Source organism: Desulfobacter postgatei 2ac9 (assembly GCF_000233695.2).
GTDB lineage: Bacteria > Desulfobacterota > Desulfobacteria > Desulfobacterales > Desulfobacteraceae > Desulfobacter > Desulfobacter postgatei.
Genome location: NZ_CM001488.1, coordinates 3,155,713 through 3,179,273, shown reverse-complemented (window position 1 = coordinate 3,179,273; position 23,561 = coordinate 3,155,713). Strand labels below are relative to the sequence as shown.

Here is a 23,561-nt window from a genome sequence, read left to right as displayed (position 1 = left end):
GAGGGGGCCCCTTACTTTTTCCCTCACTTTTCTGGACCATTTTAACGATTTTTTCCATCATTTTTTGAGGCCGCACTCATTATCCCGGGGTAACCATTTAATCAGAGCATGCTCGGTATCATGTCCAGCGGAAAAGATCCGGTTTTTTTTCCGAGTCCCTAACGCAAAGTTCCGTACGGATTCTGGATGTCATTAAACATCTTTTTCACCTGGGACCGAATCGGACTCATCATCCTTAAGAACGCCTATTTTTTTTATAAGATAGTCTGTAAAAAAAGCATTGGACCAGAGGGTCAATTCTTCTTTCTGGCTGGCATTTTTAAGAAAGGGGGCAACATCTTTTTTTGCCAAATCAAAATCAATCCCATTTGCTTTTTCGCATAATAACTTGTGAAGCATTCCCTCCGATAAAATCTGGGTTGTTTCAAGATGGCCAGTCTGAATCATTTTATTCTGAAGGTAATACAAATCGCAGGGAACGCCTGCTTTTACAAACCAAACAAGATCGTACCAGTCCCGGCCTTTAATATTGTCTTTCCTGGCCCTGCATAACAATGCATGGATTTTCCCACCAAACAAGCTGGGTAACGACATGGTTTTAATGGTGAATGCCATGGGATTGAGATGATATTTCGCCTCGCTTGTAAACCCGGCTGCCGGATCTTGATCAATTTCTAATTTGATTTTCATCATCGCGTTCCTATGCGTTTTTAAGCCAGTGTTTACCTTCAAGAGATGAATGAGCGTATTGGCCTTTATAAAAGCTGAATCGATAGGACTTTCCACCTTCTTTTCTACTTTTACGGCCGATATTTCAAACCCCCATGATTCCAATTCCGTTACAATGGAACTCAAGTGCTTTTCTATATTAAAATTTTGCTCTGGTTGAATTAATGAAAAATCCAGATCCTCAGAAAACCTGTCCAGGCCATACAAAATCCGTAAAGCGCTACCACCATAAAAATTCTTTTACCATCCCCTGCCTCTTCAAGTCTAACGCCAATACCATATACTCTTTTCCGGCAATACAGATAAGAGAAGTCACCAACCGGTGTCGCGAAGAATTTTTTTCTTTTAAATGTCATGCTGATAATCAATTCAACTCTCTCCGGGATTAAACCCCAGTATGACAGAGCGGTTTGCGCTGTAACGTAGGATGGACCATACATCATATTGGCCAAAACATATTTATTGTAAGGCTTGTTGTACCCAGGACCTAAGACATAGATTCCCTTTTTTACCCTGATGATATCCTGGTTTTGGACCAGGTTTCGAATCTTATCCCTGGGCTTTTGATAATCTCTTAGTACATACATCAAGAGATGTATAATCGAATTCTGCTGGGAGCTGTATTAATTCCTTCATTTTTAACCAATAGGTCTATTTTTTTGGACTTACTGGCTGAATATATATGATATAGAAAAGGAAAATGTCAAGGCTCATATTCAGACAGGCAGAATCGTTCTGACTATCAGATCCCCCAGGCAAACCTCCCATCTGGGGGATTATTAATGAAAAATTTGTGAAAGGATGCCCTGCCAGCCCAGCCGATTCATGCGATTTTCAATTTCCGTCCAAGATAGGAGATAAATTCCTCATAGGGCATGGGCTTGGCAAAAAGATAGCCCTGGATCATATCACAGCCTTCTTTGGCAAGGTAATCCATCTGGCTTTGGGTTTCCACGCCTTCGGCGATGGTTTGCAGCGACATGGCCCGGGCCATGGCAAGGGCCGCGCGGACAATGGCTCTGCTGGACTCATCCTTTTCAATGCCGCGGATCAGGGAGGCGTCTATCTTCAGCGCGGTCAGGGGTAAGTTTTTAATGGAGTTGAGCGAAGAATACCCGGTACCGAAATCATCCAGCTCAACCTGCAGTCCCATGCTGCCAAGTTCCTTCATAATGTTTCCGGCACGGTTCATATCCTGGACAAGGCTGGTTTCGGTGAGTTCAAATTTCAATCGTAACGGCGTGACGCCGGTTTCATGGAACACCCGTTTAACGGTTTTGATAAAATTTTCATCGGCAAACTGCAGGGCACTGATATTCACAGCCAGGGCAAAATCTTCGGGGAGCTGGTATTTTTCCAAATCCATGACAATGGTGCAGGCCTGCTTAAGCACCCATTCCCCCAAAGGCAGAATCAGACCGGTACTGTCAGCCACAGGGATAAAAGAGTCCGGGCTGACAGGTGGTTTATCCCGGGGCAGCCATCTGAGCAGGGCTTCTGCACCGCACAGCATACCGATTTTCAATACCTGGGGATGAAGATAGAGGCAGAATTCGCCGTTATCCAGGCCGGTCTGCATATCCAGGGCCATGGCGCTTCTGGTGTCCACAATGACCTGGCGAGCCTTGGAATAAAAACAGGTGCGGTTGCGGCCCAGGTCCTTGGCCTCGTACATGGCCACATCAGCGTGTTTGAGTATCTCGCTTTCATCCCGGTCCCTGCCGCGAAAAATGGCCACCCCCACAGAGACACTGGTGTGGTGAACATGCCGGCCATCTCCCAGGATATAGGGGCGGTTCAGTTCCGACCTGATTTTTTCCGCCACAGCCATAACTTTGTCATTGCCTATGGTTTCATCATTGCCCAGACACTCCAGAAGCACAACAAATTCATCCCCGCCAAGGCGGGCCACGGTATCTGCTTCCCGGACACAGCCGGCAAGGCGTCTGCCCACTTCCACGATATCATGACCTTTGGTATCATTCACGCTTTTAAAATTATCCAGATCCAGCATGAGCACAGCACCATACTCTTTGTTCCTGCCGGACAAAGCAACGGCATGGGCCAGTCTGTCCATGAGCATGCGGCGGTTGGCAAGCCCGGTCAGCGGGTCATAAAGTGCCAACCGTCGAATCCGGTTTTCTGCCAGCCGCCGTTCGGTGATATCCCAGATATAGCCGTACCACAATGTGCCGCCGTCCATCATTTGCTCCGGGGTGGCATGGCCCTATTTAATCTGGGCAAGGGCATTGAAATGATTTTTAACAATGTTTTTATCATCCGGATGGATAAAGGTAAGTACATTTTCACTGTTCATTTCAACAGTGCCCATGGATCTTCCGATAATCTCATAGACCTGATCCGAACAGCTCAACGCCCCGGAGACCACATCCATCTCCCAGTCCCCGACCAGGGCAAGTCTTTGGGCTTCCACCAGACGCTGGTGGGTGTCTGTCAACTGGGTCACGGAGGCCTGCAGGGAGTTAAGGGCCTGGCGCACCTGTTTTTCCAAGGGTCTGAAAATAAAAATGCCTCCAGGAGCAAAGCGGCCAGGGCTGCCAGCCATACAATCCCTTCAAACCGTTCTATTTTGACAATGGCGGCTCTGCCGATGCGCTCATATTCGTCAACCGCTGCATCCAAAAGGGGGTCAAGCACATGGGGGCCGTAATTGACCAGGTATATATAGTCAATGGACCCGATGGACAAACTCTCCAGATCTGTTTCATACACATTTTGGGCCCGTTCCAAAAACCGTTGCAGGGCAGAGTCCAGACCCATCATAGGGTCTTCGTAAATGGTTTCCAGGGCTTCATTGGTCACCTTGGGAATTCGGGTTTCACTATCCCCTTCTCTTAAGGCCTTGTGGGCGGCCTGCATTTTATGGATGGTCAGACCCACCTGACTTCGGGCCTGGTTGAATTCGGTTTCATCATCGGTGGCGGCCATCAGGCTTGCAAAATACGCAATGCGGTTGGTAAGGCCGGCCTGGTGCCCGGCAAGGTTGATCAGCTGGGAGAAATCACGCTGTTTTGAAATGAGATGCTGCATGGTAAAGAACGAGGTGGTCACAAGAATGGCAATGGCACTTAAACCAAACACATAACGCAGCCGCAGATTTCCAACAATACTCAAAGCTAGCCCTCCTCTTTATTTTATCAACTTCCATTAGCCAACATTCTTTACCATGCATTTGTTAGTGTAGAATTAAAAATCGGGACAGATAGAACAGGGCGGCAGAATCCCACCGCAAAAAAAGATTTGAGTTCACCCAAACTGTTTTCGGCATCTCTTTTTTCGTTGAATCTTGAACTGTTTCAAATTAGATTAGAGCCTGGGCTTTGTGAATAAATCTCTATTGGAGGCAGACGTGACACCTGTGGAGCAAGGAAAAGTATGAATAGAAAAGAACCCGACCATCTCAACCTGCTGTTCGACATGGGGGAACTTGCCTCCATCATCACCAGCGGATCGGACATTGAAGCATTTCTGACAGGTGCCACCGAACTTGTGGCAAATCACCTTCAAGCCCATGTCTGCTCCATCTACCTTTTTGACTCACGTTCCAAAGAGTTGGTCCTGAAAGCCACCCGGGGTCTGAAACCCGAAGCCGTTGACCGGATCAGGATGCTGCCCGGAGAAGGCCTGGTGGGTCAGTGTTTCTCCCAGGACCGGGTTCTGCGGGTGGGAAACGCAAGAACAAGCCCGGGGTTCAAATATTTTGACAATGCCGGAGAAGAACCATTTAATTCTTTTCTTTGTGTGCCCATCCGACGCGGGGTGGTGAAGATCGGTGTTCTGGTGGTCCAACAACGGGAAATGGACCATTTTACCCTGCTTGATGAACGTGCATTGAGAACGGCCGCCACCCAGCTGGCCGGTGCCATTGAAAATGCAAGACTGCTTATGGCCCTGGCCTCTGAGCCGGCCGATCCAGACGAAGATGCAGAGACCATTGCAAAAACATTCCCCGCATTCATTAAAGGCAAATCCGACGGATATGGCTCAGCCTTTGGCACGATCCGGCCTTCGAGAAGAAAACGCAAAGCCATCCTGTTTGAGGCGGACCCATCCAATGTCACCTATTCCCCGGGTGATTTTCAAACCGCCGTGGAAAAAACCATTGATGAGTTAAAGGCACTGCAGGATAAATTTGCCGCAAGTCTTCCGGAAAGTGAATCTTTGATCTTCACGGCCCATTTCATGATGCTCAAGGACAAAAATTTCACCGGAAAAATGAAAACCCTGATAGAACAGGGCCTTTCTCCTGTGGCAGCCATCCAGCAGGTCGCTCTGAAATACATCAAGGTTTTCTCGGATAATCCCAATGCCTATATGCAGGAAAAAGCCGTGGATGTTGAGGATTTGGGCATACGTCTTTTGTCCCATCTCAAGGCCGTGCATACGCCCAAGGCCGCTGACAGGGGAACGATCTTTGTTACCCAGGACATTTACCCCTCGGACATGATGAAACTCACCGCCGACGGCATCCGGGGCATTGTGCTGGTGGGCGGCGGCGTCACCTCCCATGTCACTATTCTTGCCCGTTCCCTGTCCATCCCGCTGATCATTGCCGATGACCCTGTATTTCTGGATCTGCCCGACACCACCCGGCTGCTGCTGGATGCCGGCCAGGGCAATATTTACATCAATCCCGATGATAACACCCTTTCCATATTCAAGGCTAAACAAGAGGCAGAAAATCGGACAAAGACCCGGGCGATGCAGCCGGCCACCTACACCCTTGACAACAGACGCATCCGGTTGCTTGCCAACATCAACCTGCTCAGTGAAATTCGCCTGGCCCGAAAACTGAAAGCCGAAGGCATTGGCCTCTACCGCACGGAATTCCCGTTTCTCATCCGGGGCGGTTTTCCTTCTGAAGACGAACAATATTTTATTTATAAGGGCCTGTTTGACAAAACCGAGCCCGGAACCGTCACCACGGTTCGCACCCTGGATGCCGGCGGAGAAAAAGTCATAAAGCACACGGATTTTATCCAGGAGGCCAACCCGGCCCTGGGGTTGCGTTCCATTCGCTTTTCTTTGAAATACCGCCAGATTTTCCAGGCCCAGATCAAAGCCATTTTAAGGGCGGCCCATGGCAGGGAAAAGGTTCGCCTGATGTTTCCATTAATATCCTCCATTGACGAATTCGTAGCGGGAAAACAGGTAATGGCCGAATGCATACGTCAGATGGAACAGGAAGGCGTACCCCACAAAAACGACCCTGAGGTGGGCATGATGATTGAACTGCCCTCGGTGCTTGCCACCATAGATGAATTTGCTCAACTGGCAGATTTTTTTGCCATCGGCACCAACGACTTTATCCAGTATATGTTGGGTGCAGACCGGGGCAACAAACTGGTGGCCGAGTACTATATCCCCTATCATCCTGCCGTGAACCGCGGTATTGCAACCATTGCAACGGCGGCTGCCGGCCATGGCACTGATGTATCCGTATGCGGAGAGATGGCCCATGATCCCGACCACATCCCCTTTCTGATCGGAGTGGGCATCACCACCCTGAGCGTGGATCCCAAATTCCTGCCCAGGGTCCAGGCCACGGTCATGGAGACAAGTTTTTCCCGGGCAAAGGTCTATGCCCAGCGTCTGCTGGAACAGACCCGGGTCAAGGATGCCGCTGAAGTGTTGAAAACCGGACCCGGAAAATGAGGGTTTGTTTTCTTTGGCTATCACTAATTTTTCCCGTCAGAGATTAAGGCCGATGAGCCTAACCTTTATTTTCAGATTTAGCATCATCCAGAACTTTTCGAACCATCGACGCAAAATCTGATTTTACAACGGGCTTCATTAAGAAGCCTTTTACCCCAATAGCTTCAGCCTGCTCTTTGTTTATCCTTTCGCTGAACCCGGTACAAATGACAATAGGTATATCCGGTTTTATGGATAAAATCTTTTCTGCGAGTTGATCACCAGTCATATTCGGCATGGTCATGTCAGTAATGACAATGTCAAAGGCATCCGGATTTGAACGAAAAACCTCAACGGCATCCAGGCTGCCGGTACGCATCGTAATTTGATAACCAAGCCGTTCAAGTATCTGCTGTTCAAGGTTGGCGACTGCGGCGTCATCATCAACCAGAAGAATATGTTCATGCCCCATCTTAATTTCAGTTTTTATTTCTGCAGCCCCTTGGTTTTCTGATTGACTCATTAAGGGTAGATAGACGCTGAATATAGTACCTGACCCGATTTGCGTTTGGACTTCAATTTCGCCACCATATTCTTTAACGATCCCGTACACCACGGCGAGTCCAAGACCGGTTCCCTTACCTTGCTCTTTGGTCGTAAAGTAAGGTTCGAATATCTTGTTTTTGACTTTGTCCGTCATACCGGTACCATCGTCGGAAACAGTAAACAGCAGATACTTTCCTGAATGAATGCCGGTATCCGTTAAATTGGTCCGGTCAATTTTGATCTCCTCAAGAGCAACAATTATTTTGCCGTTTTTTTCCTGAACCGCATGGTATGCATTGGTAATAAGATTCATACCGACCTGATGGAGCTGTGTGGCATTCCCCATAATGAACCCGCAATTTCGTTGAATTTTGTGCTCTATCTTAATATTTGCCGGAATCGTCGCCCGACAAAGCTTGAGGACCTCTTCTAAAATATCCTGGAACCTTATCGGCATTTTTTTCTGATCTGATTGACGGCTGAAGGCGAGAATCTGTGCCACCAATTCTTTGGCTCTATGGCCGGCCTTATATATGGCATGTGCGTATTTGTACTCCAGGCTTCCGGACGACAGATCCTCCATCAGCATCTCCGACATTCCAATGATGGGAAATAAAATATTGTTAAAATCGTGTGCAATGCCGCCGGCAAGGTTACCGATCGCTTCCATCTTTTGTGCTTGTTGAAGGCGCTTTTGCAATTCTATGAGTTCCGTTGTATCCCTGAATACAGAAAGCTTGGACAAAGATCCGCTTTCATTGACAAAGACAGTAGTTGAAACATTGAAAGAAGACTTGTCCAGAGGGCTGAAAATATTTTTTTCGGCATGACCCGCCTGAAATGTCTCACCATATTTGCACCACCGACATTTTCTATCGAACCGATGAAGTGCTTGGTAACACAACTCCCCTGTGGCATCACGGCCGACCCTGTCAATCATGGCTTGATTCATATATTGTATTATAAAATCCTCCGAACAGATATAAACCGGGTCTTTTATCGCCTCCATCATTGTTCGGTATTTGATTTCGCTTTTCCTTAATTTATCTTCAGAACGCCTGCGTTCAGTAAGGTCAACCCCCAAACAAGTCACATCAACCACATTTCCTTCAACATCCTTGGTCAATACATTAGACCAGGCGACATTAAAAACCTGGCCGGATTTTCCAAGGATTTCATTTTCAAAATTCAAGAACCCAAGCGTATCCTTTTGCCCCATTACAGAGTGGAAAACCTTTCTGACATCTTCCCGGAGATTTTCCGGAATGAACAAGTCAAACCAATTCCGCCCCATAACTTCATTTTCTTTCCATCCGGTGAGGGCCAGAAAGTGATCATTGACGAAAGTAATTTCAGCGCTGGTATTTATTGAAATACCAATTTGAGGGGTGTTGACAAGGATATTGCGCCATTTCAGACTGTTTCCGCTCTGTGATATCCATGTGGGTACCGAGCATTCTGACAGCCTTGCCCTGGTCATTTCTTTCAACAGCCTTTCCCCGGGCTAAAATCCAACGCCATTGATTCTCTTTCGTGCGCATACGATATTCGATCTCAAATGGCTCTGCATATTTAAGATGTCGAAACACGGTTGCCTCTGATTCAGGCAAGTCATCAGGGTGGAGCAAGCTCCGCCATGTTTCAAAATTCTGGGGCAATTGGTAAGCCTCATATCCGAGCATGGTATACCAACGTGAACTGAAATAGACCTCACCGGTATGAACTCGCCAATCCCAAACAGCATCCGAGACTGAATCAAGCGCCAGTTTCAGCCGTTCATCGCTCTTTTGTAATGCCTCGTCGGCTATACGCTTTTCAATCAAAAGAAGGATATTTGATACAAAGGCCTGAACTTGAGATACATCTTGACTTGTATAATCGGAATCCTTATTGGCCACCGCAGCCAAAGCGATTACTTTTTCATTTCTAAGAATTGGGACAGAAAGGAAATTTTTGATGGGAACATGTCCATCAGGCAATCCTTTTTTGCGGCTATGATCAAGGTTGTAATCATTCCAGAAAAGCGGCTTTCGTTCAAGGACTGCCTGACTCCAAAGTCCTGCTTTGGCAATGGGAAAATGAATGGGTTGGTCTTGGACGCGGCACTGATTCATGGCTTCTTTTGACCAAGCGTTGACTTCCAGTTGATCTTCCGCATCGTTAATAAAACCAAAAAATGAATACCGGCTGCCTGTAAGCTCTTGGGTTTTCTCCAACACCAAGTTGAACAAAACCTTGGGGCCGGCTTCGGTCATTTGGGCTAGAGACCAAAGTGACTCAAGGCGATCTTGCAATGATTTACGATCTGTTATATCTCGAAGGAAACAAACACATTGCCCGCCTTCCTCAGGTCGGAATTGAAGACTGACTTCAACATCGAAGACGGTTCCGTCTTTGCGGCGATGTTTAGATTCAAATCGATCTGATCCTTTCAAGGCGACCTTTTTCATATGTTGGGCTACCAGCTCTGGTGTTTCTATAATTTCAAAGTCCGAAATGTACATAGAGAGCAGTTCTTTTTCACTATAGCCGCTCATGCGGCAATACGCATCATTAACCTCAAGGAGTTTGCCTTTGGTGTCCGTAAGCCAATAACCGTCCAAAGAGGCTTTAAGAATTGATCGATATCGGTTTTCGCTTTTTTCGATTTGTTTTCTATGTTCTATCTCCGTCAGTCTTTTCAAACCACTCTTGGAGATGACGGCAATCAATTTTTGTTGGAAATGTTCCATGTCAATGAGATCTTGTAGGCTATATTTCATCATTTACTCTATTTATTTAGGATGCAGTTCTTTTACCTCAGCATTGAAATCGCCTGAAACCCCACCCGATTCAAAATACCTGAGACAGGCGGCTAAAAGCACAGCCTTTGACACGCAGAATCCCTTGCCTTCGGCCAGAACCCGGCTTGCCTTAAAGCCCTCTTGGTGATTCGGAATCTTATAGGGGTCATACCGGATCTGATCCCTGACAGCGTAGAAAATGCTTACAGCCTTTTTTACGGGGTTATCCGACGATCCTGCATGCCGGGCTGAAAATGCAATAATCTTTTCATGATCCGAATTAATAAAAAACGTCGGTGTACAATACAAGGAAAACGGGTCAATATTCATATCTTTTATCCTGAAAATTAATCGTATAAGCCTCAATTCGGGAGTCGCACCACATCTTTTCCTATACCTGTTACCCGCCCTGAAAGCAACCCTCACCTGTATCGAGACACATTTGTGTGCCAAATATTGAGACAAACAAATCACGACATCGGACATCTTTTTTTCAAACCCCTTGAAAGACGCATCAGTAAGTCGTTTGATGGGATTCAACGATGGAATAAAGTTCAAAAGCCCTGCATAAAGAGACCTGGCATAATTTGTGCTGTTTAATTTAAGTTAAGAACCCCATAGGATAATTTCAAAGGCGGCCAACATCAATAAATATTAGAAAGAGAACAGCCATGAAACCATACGGCAGAAAAACAAAAAAGCAGGTAGGACAAATTCTTGCCCTTGGCAATCGCACCCAGGCCCTAAAAAGGCTGGCCCAGATTCCGGATGCCCAGCTCATCGGACATTTGTTCTCTTATTTTTACAACAAGGAGGAACTGATTAAGTTCCGCAGCGTAACCGCCATGGGGGAGCTTGCCGCAAGGATTGCCGATAATTCCATGGAAAAAGCCAGAATAGTTATGAGACGAATCATGTGGAATTTGAACGATGAATCCGGCGGCATCGGCTGGGGGTCCCCCGAGGCCATGGGAGAAATTTTAAGCAAAAGTCCGCCCCTGGCCCGGGAATTTAAATGCATCCTTTTTTCCTATCTGGATGACAAAGGCAACCATATAGAACATGAAATGCTCCAGCGCGGGGTTTTGTGGGGAATTGGCACATATCTTGGGACAGCACCCCAAAATATAACCGATATCGCCAGGGAACAGCTCCAGGCACATCTCGCCTCTACAGATCCGATAAAGCGTGGATATGCCCTAAGGGCACTGGCCAATGCCCGTGTTTTCGAATATATGCTTGTGCCCGATTTTATCCAGGCAGACAAAACAACCATTGATATTTACACAGGGTGGGATTTTACGGCTACCCGGATATCGGATATCGTCCATGCCTGCACCCCGGAACAGGTTGTGGCAGGCAATGAATAATTACCAATTTTATTTACCCTGGTGTGAAACGATTAAAGAGAATTCGCCATGCTGAAAAAAAAATGTGACATAAACATCGAACGCACCATTGAACTGGCCCATGAAATGATAGAACTGGCACAGACCGGATATGAACACCATGAAGACCCCCACTGCGGTATACTTTATGGAATTTTGCTGGATACAGGGTACAAGATTCTTGATCTTGCAGAAAAAGAGAAACAGGCCCATATTCTAAAAGGCTGGTGGCTTGAATCCATTGACAAAGGGATAATTTGATGAAAATACAAAAAAAACCGGTAATTGATCTTGGCTGCTGCAACCAGTGCGAGGTCTGTATTGATCTGGCGCCCCACGCTTTTAAAATGATTGATGCAGGTTATGTGGATGTACTACCCCTTGACAGCTATGAGGATGACGAAGATATTCTTGAAGCTGTGAAAAACTGCCCCCAAGACTGTATTTCCTGGGAATAATTCCCTAAAAAAGTTCCCCGTCAGCCCCAGGGACTTGGAAAAAACAGATGATATATTTTTTCCGAGTCCCTTGCCGTTGGGATATTCATTCGGTAGCGCCCATTTTTTCTTTTTACAGATGCAAAAAAACATTGCGCATGATACACAAATGTGCCATTTAAAAGACCGTTTCAAGAACAGCCTGGTATCGATTACTAAAAGCGCGTTGCCTGGAAATCAAAAATGGAAAAGTTTACACATTCTCTGCTGGACCTGCATAATCTCAACCTCGTGGTGGACAATCTCAAACTTGGTGTCATGGCACATACCACGGAGCGTATCATCACTGTTTTTAATAAAGAAGCGGAAAAAATTACCGGATATAGTAAAAAAGAGGTCCTGGGGAAAGACTGTCACGATGTGTTCCAGGCCCCGTTCTGCGGTTCCAAATGCTCTTTTTGCAATGATTCCCCGAAACTTTCCGCCGGAACCAAGGAGTATCCGGTTACCATAGTCACAAAAACAGGGGAGACCCGTCATCTGGAAATGACCGTTTACTGCATCCCGGACCATGAAGGGGAAATCCAGGGAGTTGTGGCCTCTTTCCGGGATATGACCGATTCCATACGTCTGTCCCTGAAAGCCGAAGACCTTTCCAATTTTGCGGGCATCATCGGCAAGGACAAAGGCATGCAGGACATTTTCCGGCAGATCCGGGATGTGGCGTTGTATAACTACCCGGTTCACGTATCCGGCGAAACCGGCACCGGCAAAGAACGGGTGGCCTATGCTATTCATGATATCTCGTCCTACGGCAACGGCAGTTTCGTTCCGGTCAACTGCGGGGCCATCCCCGAAGGTATTGTGGAAAGCGAGCTGTTCGGCCATGTTAAAGGCGCATTCTCAGGGGCGGTCAAGGAACGTCAAGGCCGGTTTGAACTCGCCCATAAAGGGAGCCTGTTCCTGGATGAAGTGGCGGAACTGCCCTTGAAAACCCAGGTAAAACTTCTACGGTTCCTCCAGGAGGGATCATTTGAAAAAGTAGGTGGAGAAAAAAATATCAGCGTGGATGTGAGAATCATTTCAGCCACCAACAAAGATCTGGCAGAAGAGGTCCGGGCCGGGCGGTTCAGGGAAGACCTTTATTACCGGCTCAACGTCATTCCCATCCACCTGCCGCCCCTGCGGGAAAGAAAGAATGATATCCCGCTTTTAGCCGAACATTTCCTGCGGGAGGCGGAAAAAGAAACTAAAAAGTCCGTACCGAAACTCGCCCCTGACACCATTCGGGAGATGATGGACTACCACTGGCCCGGAAATGTCAGGGAATTAAAAAATGTGATCCAGTTTTCCGTGGTCCGGGCCCGGGGCAACGTTATTTTGCCCACGGATCTTCCATTTGTTGCATCCAACAGACAACCCATGCGGCCTCTCTTATCAAATGAGCCCTCAGAGTCTGGTGCGCAATTTACCCGCGGCAAGCTCAATCAGGAAAATGTCCAAGCCGCCCTGGTCAAAACCGGCGGCAACAAATCCAAGGCTGCCCGTGTGCTGGGCGTGGGCAGGGCAACCCTGTACCGCTTTTTAGGTGAGCATCCTGAGATTAAATCCTTTTCAGACACGTTCTAACTTTTGGGGCATGTAATACTATAATAGAAAACAATCCCCCGGAACCTGCAAAGATTTTAGATGCAGGCCCGGGGGATTGTTTCTCTTTTTCCCACAAGCCCGATTATCCCATAGCGTTGAGACTCTTGGGGCCATGACCGGGAACAAGCCGGTTTTTTTCTCTGTCAAAGCGGAAGTGTACGGTCTCGCCTTCCAGATACTCCCCTTTAAGCAATGCCATGGAGAGCGGGTTTTCAATTTCCTGCTGGATCACACGTTTGAGCGGACGGGCACCAAACCCGGGGTCGTAGCCCTTCTGCGCCAGGAAGGTCATGGCGTCATCGTCCAGATAAACCGCCAGATTCCTTGCAGCCAGGCGCCTGTTGAGGGCGGCAATCTGGATGGCGGCAATATCCATGAGATGTTCGCGTTCCAGGGCATGGAAGGTGATGATCTCATCAATCCGGTTTAAAAACTCAGGCCTGAATGCGGCTTTAAGGGCCTGCTGCACGGCCTGTTCCACCTCCTCGGAAAAACCACTCTTCCCCGCCTCAAGCAGAATCCTGGATCCGATATTGGATGTCATGATAATGATGGTGTTCCTGAAATCCACGGTTCGGCCATGGCCGTCGGTCATCCGGCCGTCATCCAGGGCCTGGAGCAGGATGTTGAACACGTCCGGGTGGGCCTTTTCAATCTCGTCGAACAGGATCACACTATAGGGTCTGCGCCGCACCGCCTCGGTCAGGTATCCGCCCTCGTCATATCCCACATATCCGGGAGGGGCACCGATGAGACGCGCCACACTGTGCTTTTCCATGTACTCGGACATATCCAGCCGCACCATGGCATCCCTGGAATCAAACATGAACTCGGCCAGGGCCTTGGCAAGCTCGGTTTTCCCCACACCCGTGGGCCCCATGAAGATAAAGGTACCGATGGGCCGGTCTTCAGGCTGCAAGCCGGACCTGGCTCTTCGCACGGCATTGGAGACCGCATCAATGGCGTTTTCCTGGCCGATGACCCGTTTGGAAATATGGGATTCCATGGTGATCAGTTTTTCCTGCTCACCCTGGAGCATCTTGGATACGGGGATGCCGGTCCAGGTGGAGACCACCTCGGCCACGTCAGCCTCTTCCACGTCTTCTTTAAGCATCTTGCAGGTCTGCTGCAGGGTGTCAAGACTCTGTTTTTTCTCCTCAATTTTTCTGTTGAGATCTGCAATGTTGCCGTATCTGATCTGGGCCACCTTTGCAAAGTCGCCGGCACGCTCGGCAAGCTGGGCCTCGGTCTGGAAGCGGTCAATATCCTCCCGCATGGCCGAGATCTCCCGGATAATGGATTTCTCATTATCCCAGTGCAGCTTCAGGGGCCTTATCTCCTCTTCCATGGCGGCAATGTTCTTTTCAAGGTGTTCAAGACGCTCCCTGGAGGCCTTGTCCTTCTCCTTGATCAGGGCCTGGCGCTCAATGGCCGCCTGGGTCAGCCGCCGCTGAATCTCGTCAATGGCCCGGGGCATGGAGTCAATTTCAATACGAAGCCTGGATGCGCACTCATCAATCAGGTCAATTGCCTTGTCCGGCAAAAACCGGTCAGCAATGTACCGATGGGAAAGGGTGGCGGCTGCGACCAAGGCTGAATCCTTGATCCGGATGCCGTGATGCACCTCATATTTTTCCTTTAATCCCCTGAGGATGGAGATGGTATCTTCCACGGTGGGTTCTCTGACAAGAACCGGCTGGAAACGCCTCTCCAGGGCAGCATCTTTTTCAATATATTTTCTATACTCGTCCAGGGTAGTGGCACCCACACAGCGCAGACTGCCCCGGGCCAGGGCAGGTTTAAGCATATTGGAGGCATCCACAGCCCCTTCGGCAGCACCTGCCCCCACCACCGTATGCAATTCGTCGATGAAAAGAACGATTTCGCCCTCGGCAGCCTCAACCTCTTTTAATACCGCTTTGAGACGATCTTCAAATTCGCCCCTGAATTTGGCCCCGGCCAGCAGCGCCCCCATATCAAGGGCAATGACCCGCCGGTCTTTCAATGTTTCGGACACGTCGCCTTCCACAATCCGCTGGGCCAACCCTTCCACAATAGCGGTTTTGCCGACACCCGGTTCGCCAATAAGCACAGGATTGTTTTTCCGGCGCCGGGACAAGACCTGAACAATACGCCTGACCTCCTCATCCCGGCCGATAACCGGGTCCAGTTTTCCCTGGCGGGCCAAATCTGTCAGGTCTTTCCCGAATTTTTCCAACGACTGGTATTTGTCTTCTGGATTCTGGTCGGTCACCCGCTGGTTTCCCCGGATATCCTTGAGCACGGACAGAATCACGTCCCTTGTAACGCCTAAACCCGAAAGAATTTCGCCGGCCTTGTCCTTACCCTGGGTCAGACTGATCAGAATATGCTCAAGGCTGACATACTGGTCCTTCATCTTTGCAGATTCCTTAAAGGCCAGATCCAGCATTTTCCGCCCGGGTTCCGACAGATAGGGCTTTCCCCCGGATACCTTGACCATATTATCCAGGGCTGAAGAGACAAGCTGTACGGCAGCACGGGGATTGACGCCTATTTTATTAAATATGGAGACAGCAATACCCTGGTCATCGGCCAGCATGGCCCCTAAAAAATGGATGGGCTCAATGGCCTGCTGTCCCTTTTCAACCGCAAGGGTGTGGGCGTGCTGAAACAGCTCCTGGGATTTTACCGTCAATTTTTCAAAATTCATAATATATCTCCAATTCTATTTACATTACTTTTTATTCATTATGGCATAAAAGTAATACCTGGTTCATCGCCGTCAATACCTGTCTCAAATAAACTTTATCCTTTCAGATAAAAAATGGCCGAAGACTTTATTTCTGTTAAAAGATCTCAAATTTCATTATTCAGCTGACAGGGAAAACCCATCCAGCGCTCTTTATAAAACTCTGGTATAATGCTTCATCCCATTTTTCCGCCATATGCGACCAGGAAAACCCTGCGGCATGGGCCGATAGAGCTGCGGCCCTCTCCTGATAGACTTGGGGCTGCACCAGGATATGTTCCAGCCTGGCCTCCAGATCGGCATCATCCCGGTAAATGACATCGGATTTTAAATGTTCGGGGATCAGTTCGGGGTATGACAAACGATTGGGCAGCAACGGAAAGCATCCATGGGCCACGGCCTCCATCACTGAAATACCGAAATTTTCCTGGATGGCGGTACTGATCACAACACTGCCTTTGGCCAGCCATTTTCTGTAATCCGCCACCTGTTCCTGGTACCCGTAAACAAGAAGTTCGGCATCAAACCTTTCCTCAATGCCTTTAAACTCTTCGGGAACAGTGCCATACTGTTCACCCATCACTGCCAGGTAAAACACAATACCCCGACGCTTAAGGCCTTCCAGTACGTTGAAAAAGGCCTTTGGATTTTTATCATACTCCCACCGGTGATTCCAGATCACCAGAGGTCGGTCAAGGCTGCTCTCCTGACGTTCCGAAGTAACAAAGCCCCTGGAGTCAAAATCAATACCCGGATACAGTACACAGGTTTTACCCCGGATTTTATCCAGAATCCATCCTGGGCGAAGGTCCGGCATTTTACGAATCAGGGCTTTTGCAGCGCTGAAAAAATCATCCCTGTGGAATTGCGAATTAAAAAACACCCCTTCCGCAGACAGGGCAGATATGATATTGGTGAACCCCAAATGAAAATCCCTTTTTTCACCGGGTTCCAGGGGATAGCTGAGTTGATTTTCATGGAAATAGAGGACCACGGGCGGGCATTGTGGGCCTGCCAGGGCTTTAAAATCTGTGACATCCACCATATCCGTGGCAAAAACAAGATCATACTCCGTCAAATTTTTAATCTGCCGAATAAATGCCAGGGCACTGCCTCGCATCCGCCACTTCCAGAATCTGGGGGCAAGGGATAAAATATCCACCTGATGGCGGGAACAGGCCGCAAAACCGTCTGCCACAACCTTGTGGGACCCGCCGTAAAAAGGCTCAAGAAATAAAATTTTCAAAAAATTTCACCAGAGACAATGATGGACAAAAATTAAATTTTTGTTTTTTTTGAATTATACGTCGAATCTGTTTTAATTCAAAACGATAGTTCGCTGTCAACATAATTAGAGATTAAACATCCCTTGTCGAAAATTGCAACAATCAATTCCAGGTTACATGCCATTGCCCTGTACCCAGACAATCCCGATCTTGATTTTACTCCCGGCTTGGTGATAAAGTCCGCTCCATGATTAATTCTGAACTCATATCCTTTCATGGCGGACATTCAGGCCAGTTCTGCTGCCATGCCCAGGACAGCCTTGAAGATCTTATAAAAGCCTATATCAGCAAAGGATTTAAAGCAGTGGGCATCAGCGAGCACATGCCCCCGCCCGAACACCGACTCATCTACCCGGATGAACTTGAGCAAGGCTTTTCGGTCAAGGATCTTGGGGACCGGTTTTCAAGATACTTTTTTGAACTGGAACGGCTTAAAAAAAAATATAAGTCAGATATCCTGATATTTAAAGGATTTGAGACCGAAACCGTCACCGGAAGCCCGGCCCTTGTACGGTCCTTGATCCGGGAATTTAATCCCGACTATATTGTGGGCTCGGTCCATCATCTCAATGACAGATGTTTTGATTATTCCAGGCAGGATTATGAGGCCATTGCAGCGGATTTCAACGGTCTTGATGCCATGTATACGGCCTATTTTGACGCCCAGTATAAAATGATCCTGGATCTGCATCCCTTTGTTGTGGGTCATTTTGATATTATACGCATTTATGATCCTGACTTTGAGGCACGGCTTGACAAACCTGAAATTGCTGAACGCATCCAGCGCAACCTTTCTGTGATAAAAGAGTTGGGACTGGTGCTGGATTATAACCTGCGCCCCCTTGCCAAAGGAAAAAAAATGCCATACCTGACCCCGGCAATTCTGGAAAGGGCAAAAGCCTTGGGTATTCGCGTGGTTCCCGGGGACGACGCGCACAGCAAAGAACAGGCAGGCATGTTTGTGGACAGGGCGGTTCAATCCTTAAAAGATATGGGATTTTCCACGAACTGGCCCAGGCCCCGATGCATGACGCCCGCCTAAATTTTTTATCCCGGTATTTAAAACAGACAAATCTTAAGGAAACCGATGAAAGCCATTGTTCAACGGGTTAAAAAAGCTCATGTTACTGTAGACAACACCATTATATCCAGCATTGAAACAGGACTTGTGGTACTTTTGGGCGTGGCCCATGGCGACAACGAAAAGGATGCCGAATACCTGGTGGACAAAATCATCAATTTAAGAATATTTGAAGATGATAAGGGAAAAATGAACCGGTCTCTTCTTGATGTCAAAGGCGAGCTTCTGGTGGTTTCCCAGTTCACGATTATGGCAGACTGCCGCAAGGGACGGCGCCCCTCGTTTACGGATGCAGCCCCGCCCGAGCCTGCATGCCGGCTTTACCGTTTTTTTGCCCAAAGGGCTGTCTCACTGGGCGTTACAGTTAAAAAAGGGAAATTCCAGGCCAATATGGATGTATCATTGATCAACCAGGGGCCTGTCACCCTGATTCTGGAATCCCCCGGAAACTAAAAATCCAATATTCAAAAATCAAAATGCCATGAACCATCTCAGTATTATCCTTGTCCGCCCCCAGGGCCCAATCAACATTGGTGCAGTGTGCCGGGTCATGATGAACTTCGGATGCACCCGGCTGCGTCTTGTCAGCCCCTGCAGTGCTTATAAATCCCTTGAAGCAAAAAAAATGGCCCTATCCGCCTATCATATCCTTGAACAGGCGCAGATATTTGAAACCCTGGAACAGGCGCTTTTTGATGTCCATTCCGCCTACGGCACCACTCGTCGGTTTGGCAAATATAGAAAAGGGTTTTTAACACCGGCCACGGCGGGAACCCTGATCGAAGAGCAGAAACAGGAACATCACAGTGCCCTGGTTATGGGACCGGAGGATACCGGTCTTGAGACAAAGGACCTGGAGCTGTGCCGGTATTTTATCACCATACCCACCCATGAGGCCTACCCGTCCATGAATCTGAGCCACTCCCTGGCAGTGCTGCTTTACGAGGTTTCCCTTAATTCCGGGGCCGCAAAAAATTTCCATGACCCCGGGGTTAAAGATCCTGCCCGGGGAGAAGCACTTGAATCGATGTTTGCGCACATGAGAAAGACACTTTTAGATATTGATTATCTTGATCCCCAAAACCCGGATCATCTGCTGCGGACCTACCGCAGGATATTCTCTAATGCGGGTCTGTCATCCAGGGACGTCAGAATTATCCGGGGACTTTTAAGCCGCATTGACTGGACCGAATCCCAGCGCCGATTAAACCAGTCCTGATCATTCAATCATATAGGCATGCATCGGATAGATGCAGCAAAGTGGTTTTGAAATCTTCCGGCATAGGGGCTTCAAAATAGAGCCGTACACCTGAATAAGGGTGACGAAAGGACAAGGTCCAGGAATGAAGCATCTGACGTGGCACGATAGGATCTTTTTTCCGGAACCGTCGCTCCCGGTAAATGCAATCACCAAAAAGGGGCATACCCTGGTCATAAAAATGAACGCGAATCTGATGGGTTCTACCGGTATATAGACGAACATCCATAAGACACCCTGAACTAAACCGTTTTAATACACTAAAGCAGGTTTTTGCGTATCTGCCGTTCTCATCCAGGACGGCCATGCGTTTGCGATGGTAAGGGTGCCGGCCAATGGGGCGTTCAATCACCCCCGATTCCGGTATATTTTCTCCCCTTGCCAGTGCCAGGTAGTGCTTTTCGACTCGCCTTTGCTTAAATTCCTTTTGTAGAAATTCAAGGGCGTTCAGTTTTTTTGCAATAACCATCAACCCGGAGGTATCTTTGTCCAAGCGGTGAACGATACCCGGCCGTTCCCTGTCCCAGTCTTTTTCGCGAAAAGCCGGGTGATGCCCAAGCAAGGCGTTAACCAGGGTACCGGAATTATTCCCCGCCCCGGGATGCACCACAAGGCCTGGAGGCTTATCAATCATAAGAATATGCTCATCCTCGTAAAGGATGTCCAAAGGTATGGATTCGGGAAGAATGTTTTTTGTATCCTGTTGATCCGGTGATGGGAAATCCCCCTCAATCAGGTCATTGGGCTTAACTTTATAACCGGGGCGTTTACACGCGTGGTTCACCAGAATAAAGCCCTGGGAGATCAGACTTGCAACCCTGGAGCGGGATATCCGGGATTGGGAATCGGCAACAATCTGGTCAAGCCTGACGCCAGCCTGATCCGGTGAAATTTCTATCTGTATGCGCATGAAAAAATACAAAACCGGCAGTGTGACACGTGCCGGTCTATTTGTGTTATCAGAAATTAAGGTGTTTAGTTGAACAGATTTTCAATCTCTTTTATCATGTAGGCTTCATCAACATCTTTGGCCATGGAGAGTTCCTGGACAAGGAGATTCTGGGCAGTATCAAGCAGTTTTCTTTCGCCAAAACTAAGATCTTTTTCAAGCTTAAGCTGGAAAAGATCCCTGAATACCTCGGCCACATCATAGATGGACCCGGTTTTGATCTTATCCATGTATTCTCTGTAACGACGGTTCCAGGTCTGGTTGTCACTGGCCTGGGCTTTTTTCTGCATAACCTCATAAACCTGGGGCACTTCAGTTTCAGGGATCACTTCCCTCAAACCCACGGATTCAACATTGGATGTAGGGATCATGATCGTCATACCGTTTTCCACAATTTTCATCATGTAGAAATTCATGGTATCCCCATTTATTTCCTGGGTTTCGATCGATTCAATACAGCCGACGCCGTGTGCAGGATAGACGGCCATGTCGCCCTTTGAAAACGCTTTTTTGGTTGACTTGCTATTTTCTTTAGCCTTGTTTGTCCCAGATTGTTTTGCCATTTATGCCCACCTTATTGTTTAAAGATACAAGTTATCCATTCTCAGGCAGAAAACCACATCTAAACAATATTGTCAACTGAATATTTTTTGAATAAACATTAAGCCAACAAACACAAAATTAAAATTCAGCCCTACCACATAGGACTAAACAGATCTGAACAACAGGGGAAAATAAACAACAGGGAAACGCTTTTTATCCGGAGGAATTAACGAAATTCATGGCCTTGACGACCCCTTTTTCCAGGATAGCGAGGCAGGCGTCACAGGCATCATTAAGAACATGATCCAGACAAGCCTGTTCGTCCGGGGTATATTTACCCAGGACATGTCCGGTGACGGATCTGTCGCTTTCGGGGCGGCCAATACCCACCCGAACCCGGACACATGCCTTTTGACCAAAGGCATCAATAATTGAACGAATGCCGTTATGGCCGCCATGGCCCCTACCCTGCACAATCTTTATCTTTCCAAAGGGAAGGTCCATGTCATCGTGGACCACAATGATATTCTCTATATCGATCTTGAAATAATCTGCCAGCTTCTGGAGGGGAATACCGCTTCTGTTCATATACGAAAGGGGCTTGACCAGAAATATCTCCTGGAGCCCCATACGCACGCCGGTGTAGGCGGCATTGAATTTTTCCTTGTTCAGACGGCACCCGGACCGATCCGCCAGGGCATCGACGACATCAAAGCCGATATTATGACGGGTCCGGGAATACTGTTCTCCAGGATTTCCCAGACCCGCTAATAATCGTTTTGAGTCAGCCATGACTTTAACAATCTAAAACTAAAAAACGCCTTAAACAAAAATGAAACGAACACGCAAAAAAAGGCGTTGTATCTATTCAGCACCAGCTTCAGCGACTTCAGCTTTTTCTTCGCCTTCCTCATCATCCGAACCACTCTCAGGCGGAACAATGGTGACTACGGTAAAATTGGTATCAAACGGAATCTCAATTTCAGCACCCAGGTCAATATCTGCGACATGGATGGAATCCCCGATCTCAAGTTCTGAAATATCAAGTTTAATGCTTTCGGGGGTATCTTTGGGTTTGCAAATCACTTCAAGATCTCGACGGATAATCTGGACCATACCGCCTTCTTTGACGCCGGCACTGGTACCTTGGACTTCAACAGGAACGACAATGGACACTGTTGCATCCATATCAATTTCATGGAAATCAATATGCTGATAGCGAAGACCAAAGGGATCCATCTGAATCTCCTTAAGCATAACCATTCTGCCCGTCTCCCCCTCCCCTTCGACCTTCAAATCAAAAAAAAGACCTGTGGTACCGTTTTCCCGGATCACCTTATCAAAGGTATTAACGTCAATAGACACTTTTACAGGCTCGATTTTCGCGCCATAAACAATGCCGGGGATAGCGTTGTCCGCCCGTAATTTTTTGGCAGCACCCTTGCCGGTACTCTCTCTTTTTGCGACACTTAATTCTATAAGTTCCATGTTTAAACCTTTCGTACCTGCCCTTTCAGACAAAAGGCAGATTGATCAAATATATCTTTTTATACAAATAAAGAATTTACAGAATCTCCCCTGTAGCTGCGCATAATAGCTTCTCCGACAAGTTTTGCAATGGAAAGCGTCTTTATCTTGCCACAGGAACGGGCCTCTTCCGACAAGGGGACGGTATCCGTTGCAACAAGGGAGCTCAAAGATGATTGTGTTATTCTGTCAATAGCCGGGCCTGACAATACCGGATGTGTACAATATGCATGAACTTCTTTGGCACCCTTTTCACTGATAACGCTGGCAGCCTCGGTCAGGGTCCCGGCAGTGTCCACCATATCATCAATAACCAAAGCAATTTTACCCTTCACATCTCCGATGATAGCCATGGCCTTGGCCTGATTGGGTGCGCTACGGCGTTTATCCACGATGGCAAGGCCGGCATCCAAGCGTTTGGCATAGGCCCTGGCCCGCTCCACCCCGCCTGCATCCGGAGAAACTACAACGATATCATCACTAAAACGGGTTTTTATATCATCAATAATTATAGGGGCTGCATAAAGATTATCCACGGGCACATTGAAAAAGCCCTGAATCTGTCCGGCATGCAGGTCCATGGTGATGACCCTGTCAACCCCGGTCCTTTCAAGCAAGGCTGCAACCACCTTGGCACTGATGGGCACCCGGGGAGCAACTTTCTTGTCCTGGCGGGAATATCCGAAATAGGGAATAACAGCGGTCAATCGGGCAGCAGAGGAACGTCTGAAGGCATCAATGAGCAGCAGAAGCTCAACTAAATTGTCGTTCACAGGCTTGCACGTGGATTGAATGACATAAACTTCCCGCCGACGCACATTTTCATGAATTTCGACCTGGGTTTCCCCGTCACTGAACCGGTTGACCTTCAATCGCCCCAGAGGTTTGGCCAAATATTCCGATATTCTTTCTGCAAGGGGGACATTGGAGTTTCCGGCAAATATGGACAGGCCGTTCATAATAAACCTCTTTGTTTTCTAACCATTCCTGGCCCTTTA

Annotated in this window: 22 protein-coding genes; 8 read left to right on the top strand and 14 right to left on the bottom strand. The window is 47.9% G+C overall.

What is annotated here, in order from left to right; translation table 11 throughout:
* Positions 1-192: 192 nt before the first annotated feature.
* The 4 genes from DESPODRAFT_RS18785 to DESPODRAFT_RS21165 all read right to left on the bottom strand — a co-directional run bounded on the left by DESPODRAFT_RS18785 (position 193) and on the right by DESPODRAFT_RS21165 (position 3,864).
* Complete coding sequence (locus tag DESPODRAFT_RS18785) at positions 193-936, bottom strand: nucleotidyl transferase AbiEii/AbiGii toxin family protein (protein WP_245531929.1); 744 nt, start codon at positions 934-936, stop codon at positions 193-195.
* Between the two features lie 616 nt (positions 937-1,552).
* Positions 1,553-2,935, bottom strand: coding sequence for a putative bifunctional diguanylate cyclase/phosphodiesterase (locus tag DESPODRAFT_RS21175; protein WP_245531928.1), 1,383 nt, complete (start codon positions 2,933-2,935; stop codon positions 1,553-1,555).
* 21 nt (positions 2,936-2,956) lie between these two features.
* Entirely contained in the window at positions 2,957-3,196 is a 240-nt protein-coding gene (locus DESPODRAFT_RS21170; protein WP_040016011.1) for a PAS domain-containing protein, read from the bottom strand.
* Positions 3,193-3,864 (bottom strand): type IV pili methyl-accepting chemotaxis transducer N-terminal domain-containing protein, encoded by a 672-nt coding sequence (locus DESPODRAFT_RS21165; protein WP_004074435.1) that lies wholly within the window; start codon positions 3,862-3,864, stop codon positions 3,193-3,195. The genes DESPODRAFT_RS21170 and DESPODRAFT_RS21165 overlap by 4 nt, the downstream gene beginning before the upstream one ends.
* Positions 3,865-4,125: 261 nt before the next feature.
* On the opposite strand from DESPODRAFT_RS21165, the gene ptsP reads away from it, so the two are divergent.
* Positions 4,126-6,405 carry a phosphoenolpyruvate--protein phosphotransferase gene (gene ptsP, locus DESPODRAFT_RS14640; RefSeq protein ID WP_004074434.1) on the top strand — a complete coding sequence of 760 codons (2,280 nt, stop codon included), beginning with the start codon at positions 4,126-4,128 and terminating at the stop codon, positions 6,403-6,405.
* A 58-nt stretch (positions 6,406-6,463) separates the two neighbouring features.
* Here ptsP and DESPODRAFT_RS14635 read toward each other — a convergent pair whose 3' ends face one another.
* The 3 genes from DESPODRAFT_RS14635 to DESPODRAFT_RS14625 are packed head-to-tail and all read right to left on the bottom strand — an operon-like array spanning position 6,464 to position 10,043.
* Positions 6,464-8,299, bottom strand: coding sequence for a hybrid sensor histidine kinase/response regulator (locus DESPODRAFT_RS14635; protein ID WP_245532075.1), 1,836 nt, complete (start codon positions 8,297-8,299; stop codon positions 6,464-6,466).
* Entirely contained in the window at positions 8,283-9,662 is a 1,380-nt protein-coding gene (locus DESPODRAFT_RS14630) for a PAS domain S-box protein (protein ID WP_172635731.1), read from the bottom strand. The genes DESPODRAFT_RS14635 and DESPODRAFT_RS14630 overlap by 17 nt, the downstream gene beginning before the upstream one ends.
* A 42-nt stretch (positions 9,663-9,704) precedes the next feature.
* Positions 9,705-10,043 (bottom strand): transglutaminase-like domain-containing protein, encoded by a 339-nt coding sequence (locus DESPODRAFT_RS14625; RefSeq protein WP_004074431.1) that lies wholly within the window; start codon positions 10,041-10,043, stop codon positions 9,705-9,707.
* 341 nt (positions 10,044-10,384) lie between these two features.
* On the opposite strand from DESPODRAFT_RS14625, the gene DESPODRAFT_RS14620 reads away from it, so the two are divergent.
* From DESPODRAFT_RS14620 to DESPODRAFT_RS14605, 4 genes are all read left to right on the top strand, one after another.
* Positions 10,385-11,083, top strand: a complete 699-nt coding sequence (locus tag DESPODRAFT_RS14620) for a DVU0298 family protein (RefSeq protein WP_004074430.1) — start codon at positions 10,385-10,387, stop codon at positions 11,081-11,083.
* Positions 11,084-11,131: 48 nt separating this feature from the next.
* Positions 11,132-11,362 (top strand): hypothetical protein, encoded by a 231-nt coding sequence (locus tag DESPODRAFT_RS14615; protein ID WP_004074429.1) that lies wholly within the window; start codon positions 11,132-11,134, stop codon positions 11,360-11,362.
* Positions 11,362-11,559, top strand: a complete 198-nt coding sequence (locus DESPODRAFT_RS14610) for a ferredoxin (RefSeq protein ID WP_004074428.1) — start codon at positions 11,362-11,364, stop codon at positions 11,557-11,559. Before DESPODRAFT_RS14615 ends, DESPODRAFT_RS14610 begins: the two co-directional genes overlap by 1 nt.
* A 222-nt stretch (positions 11,560-11,781) precedes the next feature.
* Positions 11,782-13,167: a sigma-54 interaction domain-containing protein gene (locus DESPODRAFT_RS14605; RefSeq protein ID WP_004074427.1), complete on the top strand. Its 1,386-nt coding sequence runs from the start codon at positions 11,782-11,784 to the stop codon at positions 13,165-13,167.
* Positions 13,168-13,270: 103 nt separating this feature from the next.
* On the opposite strand, the gene clpB is transcribed toward DESPODRAFT_RS14605, so the two are convergent.
* Positions 13,271-15,880 carry an ATP-dependent chaperone ClpB gene (gene clpB, locus DESPODRAFT_RS14600; protein WP_004074426.1) on the bottom strand — a complete coding sequence of 870 codons (2,610 nt, stop codon included), beginning with the start codon at positions 15,878-15,880 and terminating at the stop codon, positions 13,271-13,273.
* Positions 15,881-16,040: 160 nt separating this feature from the next.
* Positions 16,041-17,165, bottom strand: a complete 1,125-nt coding sequence (locus DESPODRAFT_RS14595) for a tRNA-queuosine alpha-mannosyltransferase domain-containing protein (protein WP_004074425.1) — start codon at positions 17,163-17,165, stop codon at positions 16,041-16,043.
* Positions 17,166-17,392: 227 nt separating this feature from the next.
* On the opposite strand from DESPODRAFT_RS14595, the gene DESPODRAFT_RS14590 reads away from it, so the two are divergent.
* Genes DESPODRAFT_RS14590 through DESPODRAFT_RS14580 form a run of 3 tightly spaced genes read left to right on the top strand, consistent with a single transcriptional unit; the run spans position 17,393 to position 19,505 of the window.
* A complete protein-coding gene (locus DESPODRAFT_RS14590; RefSeq protein WP_004074424.1) occupies positions 17,393-18,247 on the top strand; it encodes a histidinol-phosphatase in 855 nt (284 codons plus the stop codon).
* Between the two features lie 45 nt (positions 18,248-18,292).
* Entirely contained in the window at positions 18,293-18,739 is a 447-nt protein-coding gene (gene dtd / locus DESPODRAFT_RS14585; RefSeq protein WP_004074423.1) for a D-aminoacyl-tRNA deacylase, read from the top strand.
* A gap of 28 nt (positions 18,740-18,767) precedes the next feature.
* Positions 18,768-19,505 carry an RNA methyltransferase gene (locus DESPODRAFT_RS14580; protein WP_004074422.1) on the top strand — a complete coding sequence of 246 codons (738 nt, stop codon included), beginning with the start codon at positions 18,768-18,770 and terminating at the stop codon, positions 19,503-19,505.
* A 4-nt stretch (positions 19,506-19,509) separates the two neighbouring features.
* Here DESPODRAFT_RS14580 and DESPODRAFT_RS14575 read toward each other — a convergent pair whose 3' ends face one another.
* From DESPODRAFT_RS14575 to DESPODRAFT_RS14555, 5 genes are all read right to left on the bottom strand, one after another.
* Complete coding sequence (locus tag DESPODRAFT_RS14575; protein ID WP_004074421.1) at positions 19,510-20,454, bottom strand: RluA family pseudouridine synthase; 945 nt, start codon at positions 20,452-20,454, stop codon at positions 19,510-19,512.
* 65 nt (positions 20,455-20,519) lie between these two features.
* Complete coding sequence (locus DESPODRAFT_RS14570; RefSeq protein WP_004074420.1) at positions 20,520-21,056, bottom strand: CarD family transcriptional regulator; 537 nt, start codon at positions 21,054-21,056, stop codon at positions 20,520-20,522.
* Positions 21,057-21,249: 193 nt separating this feature from the next.
* A complete protein-coding gene (gene pth / locus DESPODRAFT_RS14565) occupies positions 21,250-21,828 on the bottom strand; it encodes an aminoacyl-tRNA hydrolase (protein WP_004074419.1) in 579 nt (192 codons plus the stop codon).
* Positions 21,829-21,900: 72 nt separating this feature from the next.
* Positions 21,901-22,524, bottom strand: a complete 624-nt coding sequence (locus DESPODRAFT_RS14560) for a 50S ribosomal protein L25 (RefSeq protein ID WP_004074418.1) — start codon at positions 22,522-22,524, stop codon at positions 21,901-21,903.
* A gap of 59 nt (positions 22,525-22,583) precedes the next feature.
* Positions 22,584-23,522, bottom strand: coding sequence for a ribose-phosphate diphosphokinase (locus DESPODRAFT_RS14555; RefSeq protein WP_004074417.1), 939 nt, complete (start codon positions 23,520-23,522; stop codon positions 22,584-22,586).
* Positions 23,523-23,561: the final 39 nt, after the last annotated feature.